The sequence below is a fragment of the Moritella sp. F3 genome, assembly GCF_015082335.1.
Lineage (GTDB): Bacteria > Pseudomonadota > Gammaproteobacteria > Enterobacterales > Moritellaceae > Moritella.
Genome location: NZ_BLRL01000005.1, coordinates 63,490 through 79,055 on the forward strand (window position 1 = coordinate 63,490; position 15,566 = coordinate 79,055).

General features: G+C 40.2%; 19 protein-coding genes. 16 read left to right on the forward strand and 3 right to left on the reverse strand.

From position 1 onward, the window contains the following. The first annotated feature begins 62 nt into the window (after nucleotides 1-62). From JFU56_RS10385 to JFU56_RS10435, 11 genes are all read left to right on the forward strand, one after another. The gene (locus JFU56_RS10385; protein WP_198437220.1) at nucleotides 63-527 is read left to right on the forward strand and encodes an ASCH domain-containing protein; all 465 of its coding nucleotides are present in this window, start codon (nucleotides 63-65) and stop codon (nucleotides 525-527) included. A gap of 148 nt (nucleotides 528-675) precedes the next feature. Further along, a complete protein-coding gene (locus tag JFU56_RS10390) occupies nucleotides 676-1,104 on the forward strand; it encodes a DUF1772 domain-containing protein (RefSeq protein ID WP_198437221.1) in 429 nt (142 codons plus the stop codon). 175 nt (nucleotides 1,105-1,279) lie between these two features. Continuing rightward, entirely contained in the window at nucleotides 1,280-1,528 is a 249-nt protein-coding gene (locus JFU56_RS10395) for a hypothetical protein (RefSeq protein ID WP_198437222.1), read from the forward strand. Further along, nucleotides 1,528-2,043 carry a methylated-DNA--[protein]-cysteine S-methyltransferase gene (locus JFU56_RS10400; protein WP_198437410.1) on the forward strand — a complete coding sequence of 172 codons (516 nt, stop codon included), beginning with the start codon at nucleotides 1,528-1,530 and terminating at the stop codon, nucleotides 2,041-2,043. The genes JFU56_RS10395 and JFU56_RS10400 overlap by 1 nt, the downstream gene beginning before the upstream one ends. Nucleotides 2,044-2,076: 33 nt before the next feature. Beyond that, the gene (locus tag JFU56_RS10405) at nucleotides 2,077-2,616 is read left to right on the forward strand and encodes an MAPEG family protein (protein WP_198437223.1); all 540 of its coding nucleotides are present in this window, start codon (nucleotides 2,077-2,079) and stop codon (nucleotides 2,614-2,616) included. A gap of 50 nt (nucleotides 2,617-2,666) precedes the next feature. Then, the gene (locus tag JFU56_RS10410; RefSeq protein ID WP_198437224.1) at nucleotides 2,667-2,885 is read left to right on the forward strand and encodes a DUF6500 family protein; all 219 of its coding nucleotides are present in this window, start codon (nucleotides 2,667-2,669) and stop codon (nucleotides 2,883-2,885) included. A 198-nt stretch (nucleotides 2,886-3,083) separates the two neighbouring features. Further along, the gene (locus JFU56_RS10415; RefSeq protein ID WP_198437225.1) at nucleotides 3,084-3,464 is read left to right on the forward strand and encodes a VOC family protein; all 381 of its coding nucleotides are present in this window, start codon (nucleotides 3,084-3,086) and stop codon (nucleotides 3,462-3,464) included. Between the two features lie 312 nt (nucleotides 3,465-3,776). Continuing rightward, nucleotides 3,777-4,466 (forward strand): hypothetical protein, encoded by a 690-nt coding sequence (locus JFU56_RS10420; RefSeq protein WP_198437226.1) that lies wholly within the window; start codon nucleotides 3,777-3,779, stop codon nucleotides 4,464-4,466. 123 nt (nucleotides 4,467-4,589) lie between these two features. Then, a complete protein-coding gene (locus JFU56_RS10425) occupies nucleotides 4,590-5,444 on the forward strand; it encodes a LysR family transcriptional regulator (RefSeq protein WP_198437227.1) in 855 nt (284 codons plus the stop codon). Nucleotides 5,445-5,537: 93 nt separating this feature from the next. Next, nucleotides 5,538-5,927: an NUDIX domain-containing protein gene (locus tag JFU56_RS10430; protein ID WP_198437228.1), complete on the forward strand. Its 390-nt coding sequence runs from the start codon at nucleotides 5,538-5,540 to the stop codon at nucleotides 5,925-5,927. Continuing rightward, on the forward strand, nucleotides 5,924-6,520 hold the full coding sequence (locus tag JFU56_RS10435) for an HAD family hydrolase (RefSeq protein ID WP_198437229.1): 597 nt from the start codon (nucleotides 5,924-5,926) through the stop codon (nucleotides 6,518-6,520). The genes JFU56_RS10430 and JFU56_RS10435 overlap by 4 nt, the downstream gene beginning before the upstream one ends. Here JFU56_RS10435 and JFU56_RS10440 read toward each other — a convergent pair. Then, a complete protein-coding gene (locus JFU56_RS10440; RefSeq protein WP_198437230.1) occupies nucleotides 6,496-7,305 on the reverse strand; it encodes a response regulator transcription factor in 810 nt (269 codons plus the stop codon). The two genes, JFU56_RS10435 and JFU56_RS10440, sit on opposite strands and share 25 nt — an antisense overlap. A 272-nt stretch (nucleotides 7,306-7,577) precedes the next feature. Here JFU56_RS10440 and JFU56_RS10445 point away from each other — a divergent pair, with 272 nt between their 5' ends. From JFU56_RS10445 to JFU56_RS10460, 4 genes are all read left to right on the forward strand, one after another. Continuing rightward, nucleotides 7,578-9,158 carry an arylsulfatase gene (locus JFU56_RS10445; protein WP_198437231.1) on the forward strand — a complete coding sequence of 527 codons (1,581 nt, stop codon included), beginning with the start codon at nucleotides 7,578-7,580 and terminating at the stop codon, nucleotides 9,156-9,158. Between the two features lie 143 nt (nucleotides 9,159-9,301). Next, on the forward strand, nucleotides 9,302-10,594 hold the full coding sequence (locus tag JFU56_RS10450) for an anaerobic sulfatase maturase (RefSeq protein WP_198437232.1): 1,293 nt from the start codon (nucleotides 9,302-9,304) through the stop codon (nucleotides 10,592-10,594). A 10-nt stretch (nucleotides 10,595-10,604) separates the two neighbouring features. Continuing rightward, nucleotides 10,605-11,186: a hypothetical protein gene (locus JFU56_RS10455; RefSeq protein WP_242065941.1), complete on the forward strand. Its 582-nt coding sequence runs from the start codon at nucleotides 10,605-10,607 to the stop codon at nucleotides 11,184-11,186. Nucleotides 11,187-11,194: 8 nt separating this feature from the next. Beyond that, the gene (locus JFU56_RS10460) at nucleotides 11,195-12,208 is read left to right on the forward strand and encodes a lipopolysaccharide assembly protein LapB (protein WP_198437233.1); all 1,014 of its coding nucleotides are present in this window, start codon (nucleotides 11,195-11,197) and stop codon (nucleotides 12,206-12,208) included. Between the two features lie 31 nt (nucleotides 12,209-12,239). Here the strand turns inward: JFU56_RS10460 and JFU56_RS10465 are convergent, their stop codons facing one another. Beyond that, a complete protein-coding gene (locus JFU56_RS10465) occupies nucleotides 12,240-12,938 on the reverse strand; it encodes a helix-turn-helix domain-containing protein (protein ID WP_198437234.1) in 699 nt (232 codons plus the stop codon). 355 nt (nucleotides 12,939-13,293) lie between these two features. Next, on the reverse strand, nucleotides 13,294-14,988 hold the full coding sequence (locus JFU56_RS10470) for an alkaline phosphatase family protein (RefSeq protein WP_242065942.1): 1,695 nt from the start codon (nucleotides 14,986-14,988) through the stop codon (nucleotides 13,294-13,296). A 253-nt stretch (nucleotides 14,989-15,241) separates the two neighbouring features. On the opposite strand from JFU56_RS10470, the gene JFU56_RS10475 reads away from it, so the two are divergent. Continuing rightward, nucleotides 15,242-15,520, forward strand: coding sequence for a peptidylprolyl isomerase (locus JFU56_RS10475; RefSeq protein WP_019442637.1), 279 nt, complete (start codon nucleotides 15,242-15,244; stop codon nucleotides 15,518-15,520). Nucleotides 15,521-15,566: the final 46 nt, after the last annotated feature.

Consider the following 15,566-nt stretch of genomic DNA (forward strand, 5'->3'; position numbering starts at 1 on the left):
TTGAATTGATAAATCAATCATGAACATATTTGAATAATATACGATAGGATCCAGAGGCTCTCATGGAAGAACAATCTCAAGAATATCTCGACATATACCTTCACTCTTTAAGTAATATTGAACGTCAACAGTATCAATCATTTAGTAGCGACTACTTTTGCGGTGATGAGTACAATGCTAATTTATGTGCAGAGTTAATCCGTAAAGGGCAAAAGACGGCTACTTGTAGCTTGAGCTATTGGTATGATTCGGGTGAAGAGCCGATGCCTACTGTAGGTCACCTGCAAGTGGTTATTGATTGGCAGCGTAAACCGATTTGTATTATCCAAATTGATTCAGTTGAACGTTGCCAATACAACGAGGTTACGGCTGAGTTTGCTCATGCAGAAGGCGAGGGGGATTGCTCACTTGCATGGTGGCGCAAAGCGCATTGGAATTTTTTCACAAAAGAATGTACTGAATTGGCTATAGAACCTAATGGAGAGATGATGCTTGTATTAGAACGCTTTCATGTAGTCTATCAATAGAGAATTTCAATCATCAAAATCTATCCCTTTGTAAGTAAAAGTAAATAAAAGATAGATGCTGCTTCGTTAGTGTACTTTGTGGCTCGATAGCATTATATAGAATGTTATCGAATCTTTTTTAAGTCCTAACAAATTATGGAAACACATTATGATCGAAATTATTGCAGTCTTATGTGCGGGTACCTTTTTTGGTGCTGCGCTATATATTAACCTTGCTCAACATCCTGCGACCTTAGATACAGGTGGCGACTTTGCCAGTAAATTCTTTCCGCCTATGTATGCTAAAGCGTCAACATTACAGATAGCGCTTGCTGTCGGCGGGACTGTGTTAGGTGTGATTTCTTGGTCTATATCCGGTGATATTTATTGGCTGATTGGTGCTGTTTTTCTAGTTTCAGTTGTACCGATCACTATCTTTATCATCAAGCCCATTAACGATCAGTTATTGGATTCTGCAAATAAACTTGAACCTGAAGCTGTCGTTGCATTATTAAAGCAATGGAACCCTAGGCATTGGGTTAGAAGTGGCGTTAGTTTTGTGGCATTCTTTTGCTATATTTTAGCTATTTCAGCGTAGACGAGCAGACACGAGGAAAGCGGTAGCACGATGCGATTGTTAATGTGTCGTCTGCTGCATCAAGAAGTGCTAATGTGACTGATACGAAGTGCGTAACGATGAACAGGGCTTTGTAGGGGCTTAGCAATCTATAATCATGAGCGAAGTTGCTCGACATTTATATGGAGGTAGTCAAATGTTAACATTTCATTTTTATGTAAAAGAAGAGACCGTCGTACACTTGGACATAAACAGCCCGATATTTTTAATTGAGAAAGAACAGCTTGTTGCACAAGGTTTTGAGCGTGTTGGAGATGTTATTCGGGCGAATAATTCAGCGGAGGCATTCGAAAAATTTAAACACATCCATTTAGATGAGCTTGGTCAGTTTTCTGGCGCTCATATCGTCGCGAGCCTTATTGGTTCTTTGACGAGTTCTGGATGATGAATCAAATTAATATTCAATATTTTAAACATCCTTACACCGAATTTGTGCTTGGTTCATATGACGGTAAACTTTGCTTGTGTGACTTTCGCTATCGAAAAATGCGAGAGTCTGTTGATAACCGTATACAGCGCGGTCTTAATGCGACATTTGTTGAGCAAAATGATGCTGTTTTAACGAATACGAAAACACAGCTTGAAGAGTATTTTTTAGGTGAACGTAGTGTGTTTGATATGCCATTATTATTGGTTGGTACAGATTTCCAAAAGGCAGTATGGGATAAGTTAACCAACGTGAAATATGGTGAAACCGCGACTTATTTGGATTTAGCTGTGGCCATTGATAACGAGAGTGCAGTGAGAGCTGTTGGCAGTGCCAATGGCGCAAATGGATTGGCTATTATCATTCCTTGTCATCGTATTATTGGCAGTAAAGGTGAGCTTGTCGGTTACGGTGGTGGTTTGTCGTTAAAAAAACGCCTTTTAGAATTAGAGCAAAATTTGTTTATCTTATGACGTTATAAAGCGTCGTTGATGAGAGGTATAAATATGGCATTATCGAGTAAACAAAGTGGCGTATTTAAGGGCATGCTGACAGCGATGCTTGCTTCAATTGTGACTATTGTGGTGGCGATTGTATTTGATCCTCTTAACTACTATCAACTTGAGTTGGTATCAGAAAGATTAGCGGTCTTAGGGCTGTCTTTGATATTACCAATCTTATTTTTAATTGCATCGGTTGGTCGGTTAGCTAAATTCCGTTTTTTTAGTCCTGAAGATATAGATGGAAGTGGATTAACGTCTGGCACAAATGAGGTGATGGTACTTCAAAGTTTACTTCAAAATACGTTGGAGCAGTTTGTTATCGCTTTTGGGGTTTATACTGCTTGGTGCCTATTAATGCCAAGTTCTTGGTTATCTGTTATTCCTCTATGTTCGATTTTATTCGCGATTGGACGATGTTGTTTTTTTAAAGGTTACAAAAATGGTGCACCAGCAAGAGCGTTTGGTTTTGCACTTACATTTTATTCAACTGTAGTACTATTTTTCGTTTTGCTAGGTTACCAGTTAATTCAGATGTTTGGTTAGTGATAATATACGACGTTGGTAGATAGATTAACGATGATAATGAGTCAATAATGAAACAGCAATTAAGAAACAAAATAATCGACGGCTGTAATAAGAAAATAGACAGTAAAGGCGATAATGTCGGTCTCTCATTTTATGCCTTTTTTGCGAATAAAAATGATGACCCTGAGTTGCTAATGGAAGTGGCGACGTGGTGGATACAAACCCATCAATTAGATCACTTTGTTAAAGCAGTTATTATTAAGCAGATGATCGAAGATGGGCTTTAGAGGCTCTGTGCTAAACGTATGAGCAAGTAAAGTCATCTCGTCCATAATGCATCCAATATCAGATAAAACACTATCGTGGGTTATGAGTTATGGCTGTTAGCTATTACAATCGACTTTTACAATTAGAGCTGTCTTATATTAGACCTGCTTGGTTTAATACAGCGCAAGGTAAACTCAACTTCTTATAGGAGAATATGAATGATTGGATATGTAATGTTAGGCTCACAAAATATTGATGTTTCGCGTTATTTTTACGGTTCGTTGATGAAGGTTATGGGCGCGGAAAAAGTCGCTGATTCGAAAACATTTCTAGCTTGGAGCTTTGGTGAAGGAAAGCCTATGCTCGCAATCGGAAATCCATTCGATGGTGAAGATGCAAGTTATGGCAATGGCACCATGGTTGCGCTTAGTGTGTCTTCGACAGAGGAAGTCGATAAGCTGCACAAAAAAGCATTAGCTTTAGGTGGACAAAATGAAGGTGACCCAGGTGTGCGTTCAGGTGGCTTTTATTGTGCTTACTTTAGAGATTTAGATGGTAATAAACTTAACTTTCATTGTAAGCCAGAGGCAAGTAACTAACAAATCATAATACTCGGCGCCAGTAGAGCTAGCCTCAACCCCAGCTATACACCACTATCGCGTATATACTTGAAGGCTGTATTATTCAGCTTTCTGCTCTTATAAGCGCGTCATTTCAAGTCTAAATTCAGTCGTTATTAATTATCCCGCCTTTATCTAATTTGTGTTTTTCAAGGTTAAAGTATAAGCGTGACTTATAGATTGAATAAGCTATGCCTACTTTAAGCAGACAGGCATTTGTTTAGAATACAGGTAATGGAAACATGTTGTTAACGGATTTAACGGTTATCATACTTAATTAACGAGACTGAAATGAAAAAAACTATTATCGCACTATCAATCATTACTTCTTTACCTGCATTCGCAAATATGAACGACCACGTTGCTTCAGAAACAAATACGGGTCACAAAGTCGAAGTTGAGTATGTTACTTCTGATTCTTTATCGATCGCTGGAGCTCAAGGTCAAATTGGAATCGATGATTTTGCTCTTACGCTAGGCGTATCGTCAGGTGACAATTTAGATATGTATAACGCTGGACTTAAATATGGTGGTGAAAACTTTTTCGGCGAAGTGAGTACAACTTGGTTCGATGTTGATGGAATGGATAACGCCTACGATGTAAATGTTGGTTACCAGTGGTCTGGTGAAGCGTCATTAATGCATGTAAAAGTAGCGCATAAGCGTATTACTCAAGAGTATAAAGGGTTCTTCTATTCTTCAGAGGACAAGCTTACAGCAACGAGTCTAGACTTTGGTGGTGTACAAATATTAAATGGTGACGTTGATAAAGGCGTTTATCTTACTTATGGTACAGGTGTTCAGTATTTATACCTTGAGAGTAAAGATGATTCTGGTCGCTATTCAGATTCTGAAACGGGTGTTTACGGTAAAGTGGGTGTTGGCTACACTGTAAGTGGATTTAATATTGAAAGTGATATTAATTATAACTCAAATCTAGAAGAAGCTATTTTCAGCATCAATGCTGGCTATAATTTCTAATTAGAAATATTATAAGAATGACAATTAAGCCTGATATTATCAGGCTTTTTTAGTTGTCCCCTTAATTTAAGATAACGCTTCTGTTTTTCCACTGTTCCTCATTTAAACTATAAGGTGTGTTATATGGACTTAAACCTTTTGAACTCATTCCTGAAAGTATATAGCCACATGAGTTATACGAAAGCGTCAGAAGAGATTGGGATTAGTCAGGCAGCGGTAAGTCAGCAAATCAAAAAACTAGAGAGCCAAATTGATAAGCCACTTTTCATAAAGCAGGGCAGGTCGATAGCGCCCACGTCACAAGCAATCTTCATGGCAGAGAAGCTAACGCAAGCGGCGGAACTGATTAGTCAATCTATACACAGCAGGTCATTCTTGATTTATTCGCAAGAAATGTTTGTGTATCAGTTGAATCATTTAGACTTAGAGATTAAGAACTCGCCGAGTAATCAAGACGATATTGTTGATGATTTACGTAAGCAGAAAGTCGATCTAGTCGTTGATTTTATAACGACCTCAGACGGATCGATTATTGTAGAAAACATTGCGGAAGAAAAGGTGTATATTGCAGCGTCGAAAAATCACCCAAGAATACAAGGAACATTGACTGAAGAGCAGTTCTATAATGAAAAGCATGTTGCTTTGGTGATGAAAAGATCAGGTAAAGATGTGTTCACAATCATTGCAGAAAATCCATTACCCCGAAATGTTGTTTATGATGCGCCATCAATTATGGCCCAGCTGGTATACGTGTCGACATCAGACAAACTTTGTATCATCACTGAAAGAATGTACAAGGTTTTCTCCGAGATGCTTCAACTGCAGATATTCGAACCGCCAATGAATTTGAATAAAGTACCATATTCGATGCTTTATCATCGACGTGATATTAATAATCAAGCGCATAAAGAAAGAAGAGAAATGGTTAAATCTATCCTGCAAGCGGATCCAACAGCTTCTTCTGTTCATCTGTTCTAGGTTTAGATAATAGATAACGCTTTCACCTATTTGTGTTACCTCTGTATGCTAGGACGAATAAGTGGTATAAAAAGAATGTTTTAAGGAATGAAAATGTATCAGGATGTAGCCCAAATTGTTTTTATCAAAAGCTCTCAAGTATTGCTTAGCTTTCGTCAAAATACTGAGTTTCTCGATCAGCTGTGGAGTCTTCCAGGCGGTCGAATTGAACTTGGTGAAGCCCCACAAGTAAGTGCCATTCGCGAATCGCTAGAAGAAGTGGGGGTTGATCCTATCAATCTCAATTTTTTAATTCAGTTATCTGATCCTAACGTTGATTGTCAGCATTACGTTTATGTGTGTGATGATTGGCAAGGTGAACTCATCAATGCTGAACCAGGCCTGTGCCGTGAAATACGTTGGTTTGACATTGAAGGTATACCTCGCGTTCACGCTCCCACTATACCGCCGATAATCTCAGCACTAAAAAGGTATTTAGCGTGAACATCGCATTTTTTGACTTTGACGGCACGATTACCAATGAAGATTGCTTCACCAAATTCATTTTTTACGCGACCCCTAAACACCGCTTGATTGTGGGGATGATCTTATTATCACCAATCATTTTATTACATAAATTAGGGCTATATCCTGCGGCGAAAATAAGACCATTACTGGCTAAGTTTGCTTTTTGGAAGCGCTGTGGATCCCAGTTATTTCATATCGCAAAGCAGTTTGAATGTGAATATTTACCATCAGTATTAAGAGCTAATGCAGTAGCTCGTATTGAATGGCACAAAACGCGAGGCGATAAAATTGTGGTGGTGTCCGCGTCACTTAATCCCTATCTTTCCTATTGGTGTCAAAGGCACGGATTAGATTTGATATGCAGTGAACTGGAATCAAAGCAGGCTGTGCTGACTGGTAATTATGTGCAGGGCGATTGTGGTGGTGAAAATAAAGTCAGACTAATCAATCAACGATTTGATTTAACTGACTTTGATACCGTTTACGCGTATGGCGACACCAACGAAGACTTGCCTATGCTAGGGCTTGCTGACATAAAGTTTTATCAATGGTGTGAAATACTTGATTGATAATGATGAGCAACGAGTCCATTTTGCACTGCAAATTTAATTAGCTCTGCCTGAGATGATAAATTTAGCACGTTTAGCATGAGGTATTTATGTGACTCAATGGTGCGATGACTAAGGGTTAACGCTTTTGCACACTCTTTGGCGGTCATTCCTGTTGCAAGCAAACTGAGTACTTCTTTTTGGCGTGGACTTAACAATTCGACAGCGTTGTTTGGCGTTACTTTACTTGATAAATGTCGTGACAGTTTAGAAAACTGCCAATAAACAGCCCACATTTCGGCGAGTAACTTGATCAGAATTAATTGATTGTGAGTTAAAGGCTCGGCATCTTCATCAAATCGACTCATCGAGAGTGCCCCCCATTTCTTACCGTGGATCTTTAACGGTAAAATCGTATGCCAGCGAACCCCATTTTTATAGAGTGTGCTGAGAACACCATTCTTTTGAGTTCTTAACTGTTCAGCACTAAAGTGAATGGGGATTTGTGCGTGTAACATTTTTAAATAACCTTCAATACCTTGGCTATCTATCGATATTAGCGCCTTGTCTATCGTGTGAGGATCTTTGCTTGCCACGCCGATAAATTTAAGTTCAGTCGCTGTGCTGGTGGCTTCTTCTCCCAATGATTTGTCATTTTGATAAAGGCACATACGATCGAGTTTAAACCAGTCAAGTACTTGGCTGGCAAGTCGATTCCAGTTTTTTTCAAAATTATCTGGGTCGCAAGTTATTAATGACGATTGTTCGATTAAGAGTTGTTCAAATGATGTAATTGAATTTGTCATTAATATAGCCTTAATAATTATTTATTTTATGCCTCAATATTACAACTCCTCTTATTTTGTTAGTAGTAGTAAAAACACTAGTTTCTCTACTCTAACAATCGTTCAGACCCTTGCTTAAAGATTATTTGTATTGAAATTGATTCAGGTCAACTTAGCTTGCACAAATGATGAGTCGTTCTATTTGGTACAGTAGTTTTACGGTATTCAATAAATGATTACATCGCATAATCGGCCTGTTAATTAAAATTCTTAACCAATAATGGGTACATAAAATGTTAAAACGTAAAACATTACTTCAACTTTGTATTGGTGCTGCATTAGCAACGACGGCAACGGCCAGTTTCGCGACTACAGATACCAGTCGACCAAATATTCTCGCCATTTGGGGCGATGATATCGGTATTGATAACCTGAGTGCATACACGCAAGGTCAAGCGGGTCACTGGACGCCAAATATCGATCGTATTGCTAACGAAGGTGCGCTATTCACCGATTTTTATGGTGAAAACTCTTGTACCGCAGGTCGCTCTGCATTCATCACGGGTCAGCACCCAATGCGTACGGGTCTTACTAAAGTGGGTATTCCTGGCGCTGCAGAAGGTATGCGGGCTGAAGATCCAACACTCGCGATTATGCTTAAAGACAAGGGCTATGTTACTGGTCAGTTTGGTAAAAACCACCTTGGCGATCGTGATGACCAGCTACCAACTGAACACGGTTTTGATGAGTTTTTTGGTAACCTTTACCACTTAAATGCTGAAGAAGAACCTGAGAATGCTGATTACCCTAAAGGTGCCGCATTCAAGAAGAAATTCGGTCCACGCGGTGTGATCCATTCATATGCAGACGGTCGCATCGAAGATACTGGTTCACTAACGCGTAAGCGTATGGAAACGGTAGATGAGGAATTCTTAGACGCGACACTTAAATTCATCGACAAAGCACATAAAGAGAAAAAACCTTTCTTCGTTTGGTTTAACTCAACACGTATGCATGTTTGGACTCACCTTAAAGAGGACTCTAAAGGACTTTCTAAGCGTGGTGGTTTATACGGTGACGGGTTAGTTGAGCATGACAACATGGTTGGACAATTACTCGACAAACTCGACGAGCTAAAAATTGCCGATAACACTATTGTTTCTTATACCACTGATAACGGTGCTGAGAAATTTACCTGGCCTGATGGTGCAACAGCACGCTACCGCGGTGAGAAAAACTCAACGTGGGAAGGTGGTTTCCGTGTTCCAGCTATGATCCGTTGGACAGGTAAAATCCCTGCAGGTCAAGTGGTTAACGAAATCGGTGCGCATAATGATTGGATCCCAACATTCATGGCAGCGGTTGGTGATGACTCTATCGTTGCTGATTTGAAAAAAGGTAAAACCCTTAACGGCAAAGAATACAAAGTACACCTAGATGGCTACAACCTGTTAGATAAACTGAAAGAAGGTAAAAGTACGACTGCTGATGACAACACAGATTGGCCGCGTAAAACCTTCTTCTACGTGACGGATGGTGGTTCAGTTTCAGGTGTGCGTATTGGTGACTGGAAAGTGCTTTACTCAGTACAAGAATGTACTGGCTTCCAAGTTTGGCAGTGCCCGATGAAAGAACTGCGTGTTCCTTATATCTTCAATCTGCGCCAGGACCCGTATGAAAGTGCAATGTTAACGTCTGGTACTTATGAAAGTTGGATGTTTGATCGTATCCCGTATGTGTATATGGGCGCAGCTGCAACTGGTCAATGGTTACAAACATTTGTTGAATTCCCACCACGTCAAGTACCTGGCTCATTCTCTATCGATAAGATCGTAGAGAAAATGAATATCTGGGAAAATGCACAGTACAAATAAACAATTGGAATGATTGTGCATTAAAGCATTTGTAAACAAGGAAGTTACATCTGGTTATACCGGGTGTAGCTCCTTTTGGTTTTTAAAACCATCAATATTAATAGTCTAAATACTGTATTTTTACAGTTCAGGTAGTGAGTGATATGAGTAATAATCAAATTCGCCAACACAATGGCAAACCTCAACAGCGCATGAATGTGATGACCAAACCTATTGGACCTGCATGTAACATTGACTGCACGTATTGTTACTATTTGAGTAAGCAACAGCTGCTTGATTACGACAAAGGCTGCAAACCGACAATGAATCCTGAAATGTTAGAGCGTTATATCCGCACTTACATTGAACAGCAAAATTTTCCTGAGATTGTGTTTCACTGGCAAGGTGGTGAACCGACATTGCTAGGGGTTAAGTTTTTCCGTGAAGTGGTTAAATTACAAAAAAAATATTGCCCGCCTGGCGTGACTATTGAGAACGATTTACAAACCAACGGTATTTTACTTGATGATGAGTGGGGTAAGTTCCTCGCTAAAAATAAGTTTTTGGTCGGTATTAGTATTGATGGACCAGAAATGATCCATAACACTTATCGTACTAACCGTGCTGGTCGTGGCACGTTCAAGCAAACGATGAAGGGTGTTGATATTTTACATAAATATAATATTAACTTTGCGACTTTAACCTGCGTTAACAATGTCTCTGGTGCAGAGCCACTCGCGGTTTATCGTTTTTTACGTGATGTTGTTCGCTCATCACAAATGCAGTTTATTCCGATTGTCGAGGCTAAAAGCTTTCGTGATACCGCACCACAACATTGGGACGATTCGGAAATACAATTTCAAGGTGCGCCTGAAACAGACCCTAGCCATCCCAATTCAGTGGTAGAAGCTTGGTGTGTATCAGCTGGGCAATGGGGTGACTTTTTATGTACCATTTTTGATGAGTGGCTGAACGAAGACATTGGTAAGATTAATGTGCCTTATTTTGAAGCCGCGATTGAAGCCTGGATGGGGCGTGTTAACCCACTATGTACGCTCGGTCCGATGTGCGGTAAAGGTTTAGCTATTGAAGCTAATGGGGATGTGTTTGCTTGTGATCACTATGTTTATCCTGACTTTAAATTAGGCAACATTAATCAGGATGAGCTGCAAGACATGCAGTTTTCCGAAAAACAGCAAGCGTTTGGTTATGCTAAAGAAAGCACCTTACCGGATCAATGCCGTCAATGTGACTATCAATTTGCATGCTTTGGTGAATGCCCAAAAAATAGGTTGCTAAAAACCCTGAAAGGGCAGAAAGGACTGAATTATTTATGCGCAGGTTGGAATAAGTTTTTCCGCCATATAGACCCTTATATTACCTTGGTCGTGAACACTATGGGTCACAAGGTTTATAAGAAGATCAATCGTCAAGCAATGCAGCTTAAATTAAAGTAATAAGGTAATCATGATGAAATATATCAAAGGTCAATTTTTTACGGTATTGCAGGGCGTATTGTTAAGCACTGCGCTGAGTGTATCTAGTTTTCAGGCGATGGCTGTTGAATCTAAGATGGCAACCGTGTTTCCCGATGAACAAGTTCAACCCATGTTTAAAAATGCTTATACGGAAATGAGTCGTCGCTACACGCTATTTGCAGAGTTATTCAACCTTTGCCAGCAGAAACCAAATGCAGAAGACTGTCAAAAACCTTATGAGCAAGCTAAGCAAAATTACACGGTGGCGTCTTCTATTTATAACTCGATTGAAATGACGTTGATGCCCGCATTCATTGAACTTGAAACGCCATTAATGAGTTTAGTTGAGTTAAATAAAGCGTTAACCAAGCTTGGCTATATGGATACAGAATTGGCTGATGAGCAGATTTCGACCACGGCTTTAATACCTTATATTAATCAGTGGCAGGTAAAAAATAATCTCCCTGTCACCGATAAAATCTATTTATTACACACGTATCTTATCAGTGCCGATGCAATGCAAGCTATGCCAGAACAGCAGCATAAATTACAACATAAGCAGCCAAGTTAGGGTAAGTCATGACACTATTTCGATCGATTGCATTTGTCTTTATCGCCAGCGTGCTCACTTTACAAAGTGTGCATGCTGAATCAACAACACTGGAAACACGTCTAAATGATGAGAAATACATCGCTGAGATGTCACAAAATTTAGAATTGCCGCTTGCTGTACGTGTTCAAGCCGTGATTGAACTTGGACAGTTCAGTGGTGCTAATGCCTTAATTGCCATTGCGAGAGCCAGCCGTGCAGATCAATATGAATTACGATTAGCGGCAATTGAGGCTGTTCGATTTTGGAGTGTGAAAGCACGATGGGATGTTGTGTCTCCTTTGATTATGGATGATGAAACTAGGGTTCAAGCCGCTGCTGGTGACGTGCTTGTGTCCTTGTGGGCGGAGTTAAACACAGACCAGCAAGCTTATTTACAGCCCGCGGTAGACCAGTATGTATCGACGCTTAAGAAAATACCGAGTGGGTTTGAGGTAGCGCTTGAATTAGCGAATGTTTATCGTTATCAGCAGCAATTCATCGCGGCAGAAAAAGCTTACAAAGCACTGATTAAGCAATACCCAAAACAAGCGGTGGGGTATTTACAACTTAGTGAACTTTATCGTCAAGGCAGTGAGTTTTATCGTCAAAATAACGCGGAAAGTTTAGCGCATGAGACGCTCATTCAAGGTATTGCTGTAAATCCGCAATCCGCGGAACTTTATTATGCACAAGGTCTTAGCTATTATCGACAAGGTGATTTTCAACAAGCTGAAATTGAATTGCGTCGTGCAATAGACAATGATCCAAACAATGGTCGTTATGCGTACACGTTAGCAGTTATGATCAATACCGCGCAGCCTGCTGAAGCGCTAGAACTCTATCTGCAAGCGCATGACAATACTGGCTCGCCACAGTATTTGTATGCGTTATGTGAAAGCTATATTGCACAAGGATATGTCGTTCAAACGAGGCAATGTATCGGTAAATTAAAGCAAGTCGCACCTGACAATATAGTTAAACAATTGACGGATAAACTGTAACAAATAGAACTTGGCGGATCATTTATCTAAATTAAATTGGATGATGATTAGCTTGGTATGTTTGATATGGCATTTCACCAAATAAGCGTTGATACCTAACCGCGTAGCGGCTCCACCCGTCAATATTCGTATTACTTGCCGCATGAATGACTGAGCGGGTTGACGACTTTTGCAGTTCGCGACGAAAGGCAAATAACTTGGTTAATAGATAACAACGTTTTGGTGAAAACCCAGTGTAGTGTTTAAACAATAGGTTAATTGTTTTGGTGCTGATATTGAGTGTCTCAGCGGCGTTATTCAGGGTAAAACGCTCGATATTATTTTCTTCCATCAACATCATTACTTTTGGCATCAAGACTTTTCTTGGTAAGCGACTGCGCCCTTTGAGTGATTGAGGGCGTAATGGCGGTATCTGCTCCTTTAGTTCTGTTGTCAGTTTTAACAATGCGCGAGTTCCTCCGAGCGGATTTTTTGCAAGATCATTTCTATCTGTTATATCTGCTGCCTGTCGTAATTTAGCCATATACGTTGGATTAACGTCTAAGGGGGTTAAGGCGTTACTAAATTCCAGCAGTTGATGACTTATGTTATTCACTTCAGCCAGTAATACTCGGGTATTAGCAGGAATAGTAAGAGTGAACGGAATATGTGATTTTGCGCAAACAAGTGCAATTTGCGAGGTTGTCATCCAGGTGCCATTAAAGCAAAGATCACCGTCATCAATCGACATAATAACTAAACTCAGGCCGGAATTTAGTGGTTGGTAACTGCGCGATATGAGGGTGGCATCATGTTTAAGTTTAATGGCTGTATATCTGACCTGTGGGCGTTGGACTTGATGTAAATAGTAGTGAGGATCATTCATTTTCTGGTGGGGGCATAGGTCATAATCAAACACGAGTCTTGCACAAGTGAGTTCATGCAAACGAGTATTAAATTCATCAAAGCAGTACAAATGCTTAGATGAGAGAGAAGGGGAATGATTGCAATGCATTGTTCTAGTGGCTCGCTCTCGTTTGATTGCCTAAAGTGAACCGTACAAGTTAATATTTTCACGGTTCACTGCTGTGATTGTCGTTATATGGTTACGGTGTGATCTCTGTTAATACATTGCCTGTCGCGCCACTTGGTAAGTTTATGCCGAGTATATTCGACAATGTTGGGGCTATGTCATAAGGCGTAATATCACGGCTAATGACTTGAGGTTTGACCTTATAACCAGCAAAAATAACGGGCACATGGGTATCATAACGCCAAGGGGAACCATGCGTCGAGGCAATAGTGAGCCCATCCATGTTATTAATGTAAGTTCGTGATGCAAAAACAAGATGGATATTACCCGAACGCTTTGGGTGGAAATTTTGCTGTACTAACTTACTGATACGAGTTTGAGGCAGACTATTATTTTCAATATCCGTTCTAGTTATTGCGGCGCTTACCCCTGCTATTTTGAGGATTTCGTCGGCGATAACCTGTTCAACCTTGGCGGTAGATAAGTTATTTTTTTTGATTAAGTCTGTATCCAGATAAATATAAGGCTGAGCATATAAACGGATAAGTTCGTTACCTAATCCAAATTCTTGTTGTAGCCGTGCAGCTAACGCTGGATTCGTGAGTTTGTCTTTATCAAAGTAATGCGCATCGTGCTCTCCAGTATGTTGTGATACGGGTGCGGCTTCTGGTACACCATGATCAGCCGAGAAGGCGATGATCACATTATCAAGACCGACCTGGCTATCTATGGTGCTAAATAAACCTGCGAGCGTACGATCTAAACGGATCAGGTTATCTTCTGTTTCACGTGTAGACGGTCCAAACATATGCGATACGTAATCAGTAGATGAAAAACTCACTGATAAATAATCAGTGATCGCGTCTTGCCCTAATTGCTCTTCTTTAAGTAAGGTTTTGGCAAAGTCCGCGGTCAGTTCATCACCAGCAGGGCTGAGAGTCAGTAAGGTGCCAAAATATTTCCCTTTTGCACTGCCATAAGGGTGCGGAAAGTGTTTACTAAATCCGGCAAGATTAACTTTATGTTCTCCATTTCCGACTACTGGCGCGTAGGTTTTTTCTGCTTGGCTCAATGTCCACGCTTTATCACCATAACGCGCAGGTAGATCTTGCTGATTCCAAGCCTCTACCCACTGTGGATATAGTTGGTAATAGTAATTACTGGTAACAAATTGATTCTTACTTTTGGAAAACCAGAAGGCTTTACCGTTATCACCTGCGAGTGAAATAGCGCCGCGGTCTTTGACGGATACAGAGAATATTTTTGCTTGACCATGTGTGGCAATAGAGAGTTCATCACTGAATGTCGATGACAAGATGGTTAATGGTGAACGACCGTCTTTTTTTGCAGCTTTTTGAGTCGGGTCGACTTCGGTATCTTTATTGATTCCAGCACCTTCGGTTAGCATATTGTAGTTTGAATCTTCAATATTATAAACCAGCCTGTCCTGAGTACGATCAAACCATACATTGCCAACCATGCCGTGGACACTCGGTGGCGCCCCTGTTGCAAGGGATACGTGCCCAACGATTGTCTCAGTGTTGGCATGCTCATAATTGGCATTGGTGAAGTAAGTACCTTGCTCCATTAAATAGCGAAAACCGTTTTCGCCGAATTGGTGTTTATAGCGTTGAATTAGATCTGCCCGCAGACCGTCGATCGTAATTTGTAAGACTAATTTAGGCTGTGTTTGCGTTGTATCAGCAGCACTTACTGACGCACTCGCAAATAGACCGCAAAAAATAGAGAATGCTATTTTCTTCATCATGATTCCTCTGTAAATGTATATTGTTTTTATGATCATGAATTAATTAAGACCGTTAAAATATGCAAAAACGGAAAAAATGAAAGAGGTAAGGATCAGCGTTGCGCTATTGTGATCTCTATTTGCTGCAATCCTAGTCAATACGAGGCCGCTACATTTTTAAGTTCTCTACCTTCCTGCATTACTCGCCTTTTTTATTATTTTGCCTTACAATTATTTCAAATTTATATCCCCTCGTAAAACAAAGGAAAAAAACATGGCTCAAGCAACAGCACGACACATTTTAGTAGACGACGAAGCAAAATGTAATGAACTTAAAGCACAAATCGAAGCAGGTACTGATTTCGCTGAAGTTGCTAAGCAACATTCAAATTGCCCATCAGGCGCTCAAGGCGGTGATTTAGGTAAATTTGGTCCTGGTATGATGGTTCCTGAGTTTGATAAAGTTGTATTCTCTGCACCTGTGAACACAGTTCAAGGTCCAGTGAAAACACAATTCGGTTACCACTTATTAGAAGTTACAAGCCGTAGCTAATAATGATTTGATGTTTCTCGCATCCGCTGTGATGCGAGGAATTTCC

Coding starts and splice junctions, on each gene's coding strand:
- JFU56_RS10385 (WP_198437220.1), top strand. CDS start 63: ATGGAAGAACAATCTCAAGAATATCTCGACATATACCTTCACTCTTTA.
- JFU56_RS10390 (WP_198437221.1), top strand. CDS start 676: ATGATCGAAATTATTGCAGTCTTATGTGCGGGTACCTTTTTTGGTGCT.
- JFU56_RS10395 (WP_198437222.1), top strand. CDS start 1,280: ATGTTAACATTTCATTTTTATGTAAAAGAAGAGACCGTCGTACACTTG.
- JFU56_RS10400 (WP_198437410.1), top strand. CDS start 1,528: ATGAATCAAATTAATATTCAATATTTTAAACATCCTTACACCGAATTT.
- JFU56_RS10405 (WP_198437223.1), top strand. CDS start 2,077: ATGGCATTATCGAGTAAACAAAGTGGCGTATTTAAGGGCATGCTGACA.
- JFU56_RS10410 (WP_198437224.1), top strand. CDS start 2,667: ATGAAACAGCAATTAAGAAACAAAATAATCGACGGCTGTAATAAGAAA.
- JFU56_RS10415 (WP_198437225.1), top strand. CDS start 3,084: ATGATTGGATATGTAATGTTAGGCTCACAAAATATTGATGTTTCGCGT.
- JFU56_RS10420 (WP_198437226.1), top strand. CDS start 3,777: ATGAAAAAAACTATTATCGCACTATCAATCATTACTTCTTTACCTGCA.
- JFU56_RS10425 (WP_198437227.1), top strand. CDS start 4,590: ATGGACTTAAACCTTTTGAACTCATTCCTGAAAGTATATAGCCACATG.
- JFU56_RS10430 (WP_198437228.1), top strand. CDS start 5,538: ATGTATCAGGATGTAGCCCAAATTGTTTTTATCAAAAGCTCTCAAGTA.
- JFU56_RS10440 (WP_198437230.1), bottom strand. CDS start 7,305: ATGACAAATTCAATTACATCATTTGAACAACTCTTAATCGAACAATCG.
- JFU56_RS10445 (WP_198437231.1), top strand. CDS start 7,578: ATGTTAAAACGTAAAACATTACTTCAACTTTGTATTGGTGCTGCATTA.
- JFU56_RS10450 (WP_198437232.1), top strand. CDS start 9,302: ATGAGTAATAATCAAATTCGCCAACACAATGGCAAACCTCAACAGCGC.
- JFU56_RS10455 (WP_242065941.1), top strand. CDS start 10,605: ATGATGAAATATATCAAAGGTCAATTTTTTACGGTATTGCAGGGCGTA.
- JFU56_RS10460 (WP_198437233.1), top strand. CDS start 11,195: ATGACACTATTTCGATCGATTGCATTTGTCTTTATCGCCAGCGTGCTC.
- JFU56_RS10465 (WP_198437234.1), bottom strand. CDS start 12,938: ATGTCGATTGATGACGGTGATCTTTGCTTTAATGGCACCTGGATGACA.
- JFU56_RS10470 (WP_242065942.1), bottom strand. CDS start 14,988: ATGATGAAGAAAATAGCATTCTCTATTTTTTGCGGTCTATTTGCGAGT.
- JFU56_RS10475 (WP_019442637.1), top strand. CDS start 15,242: ATGGCTCAAGCAACAGCACGACACATTTTAGTAGACGACGAAGCAAAA.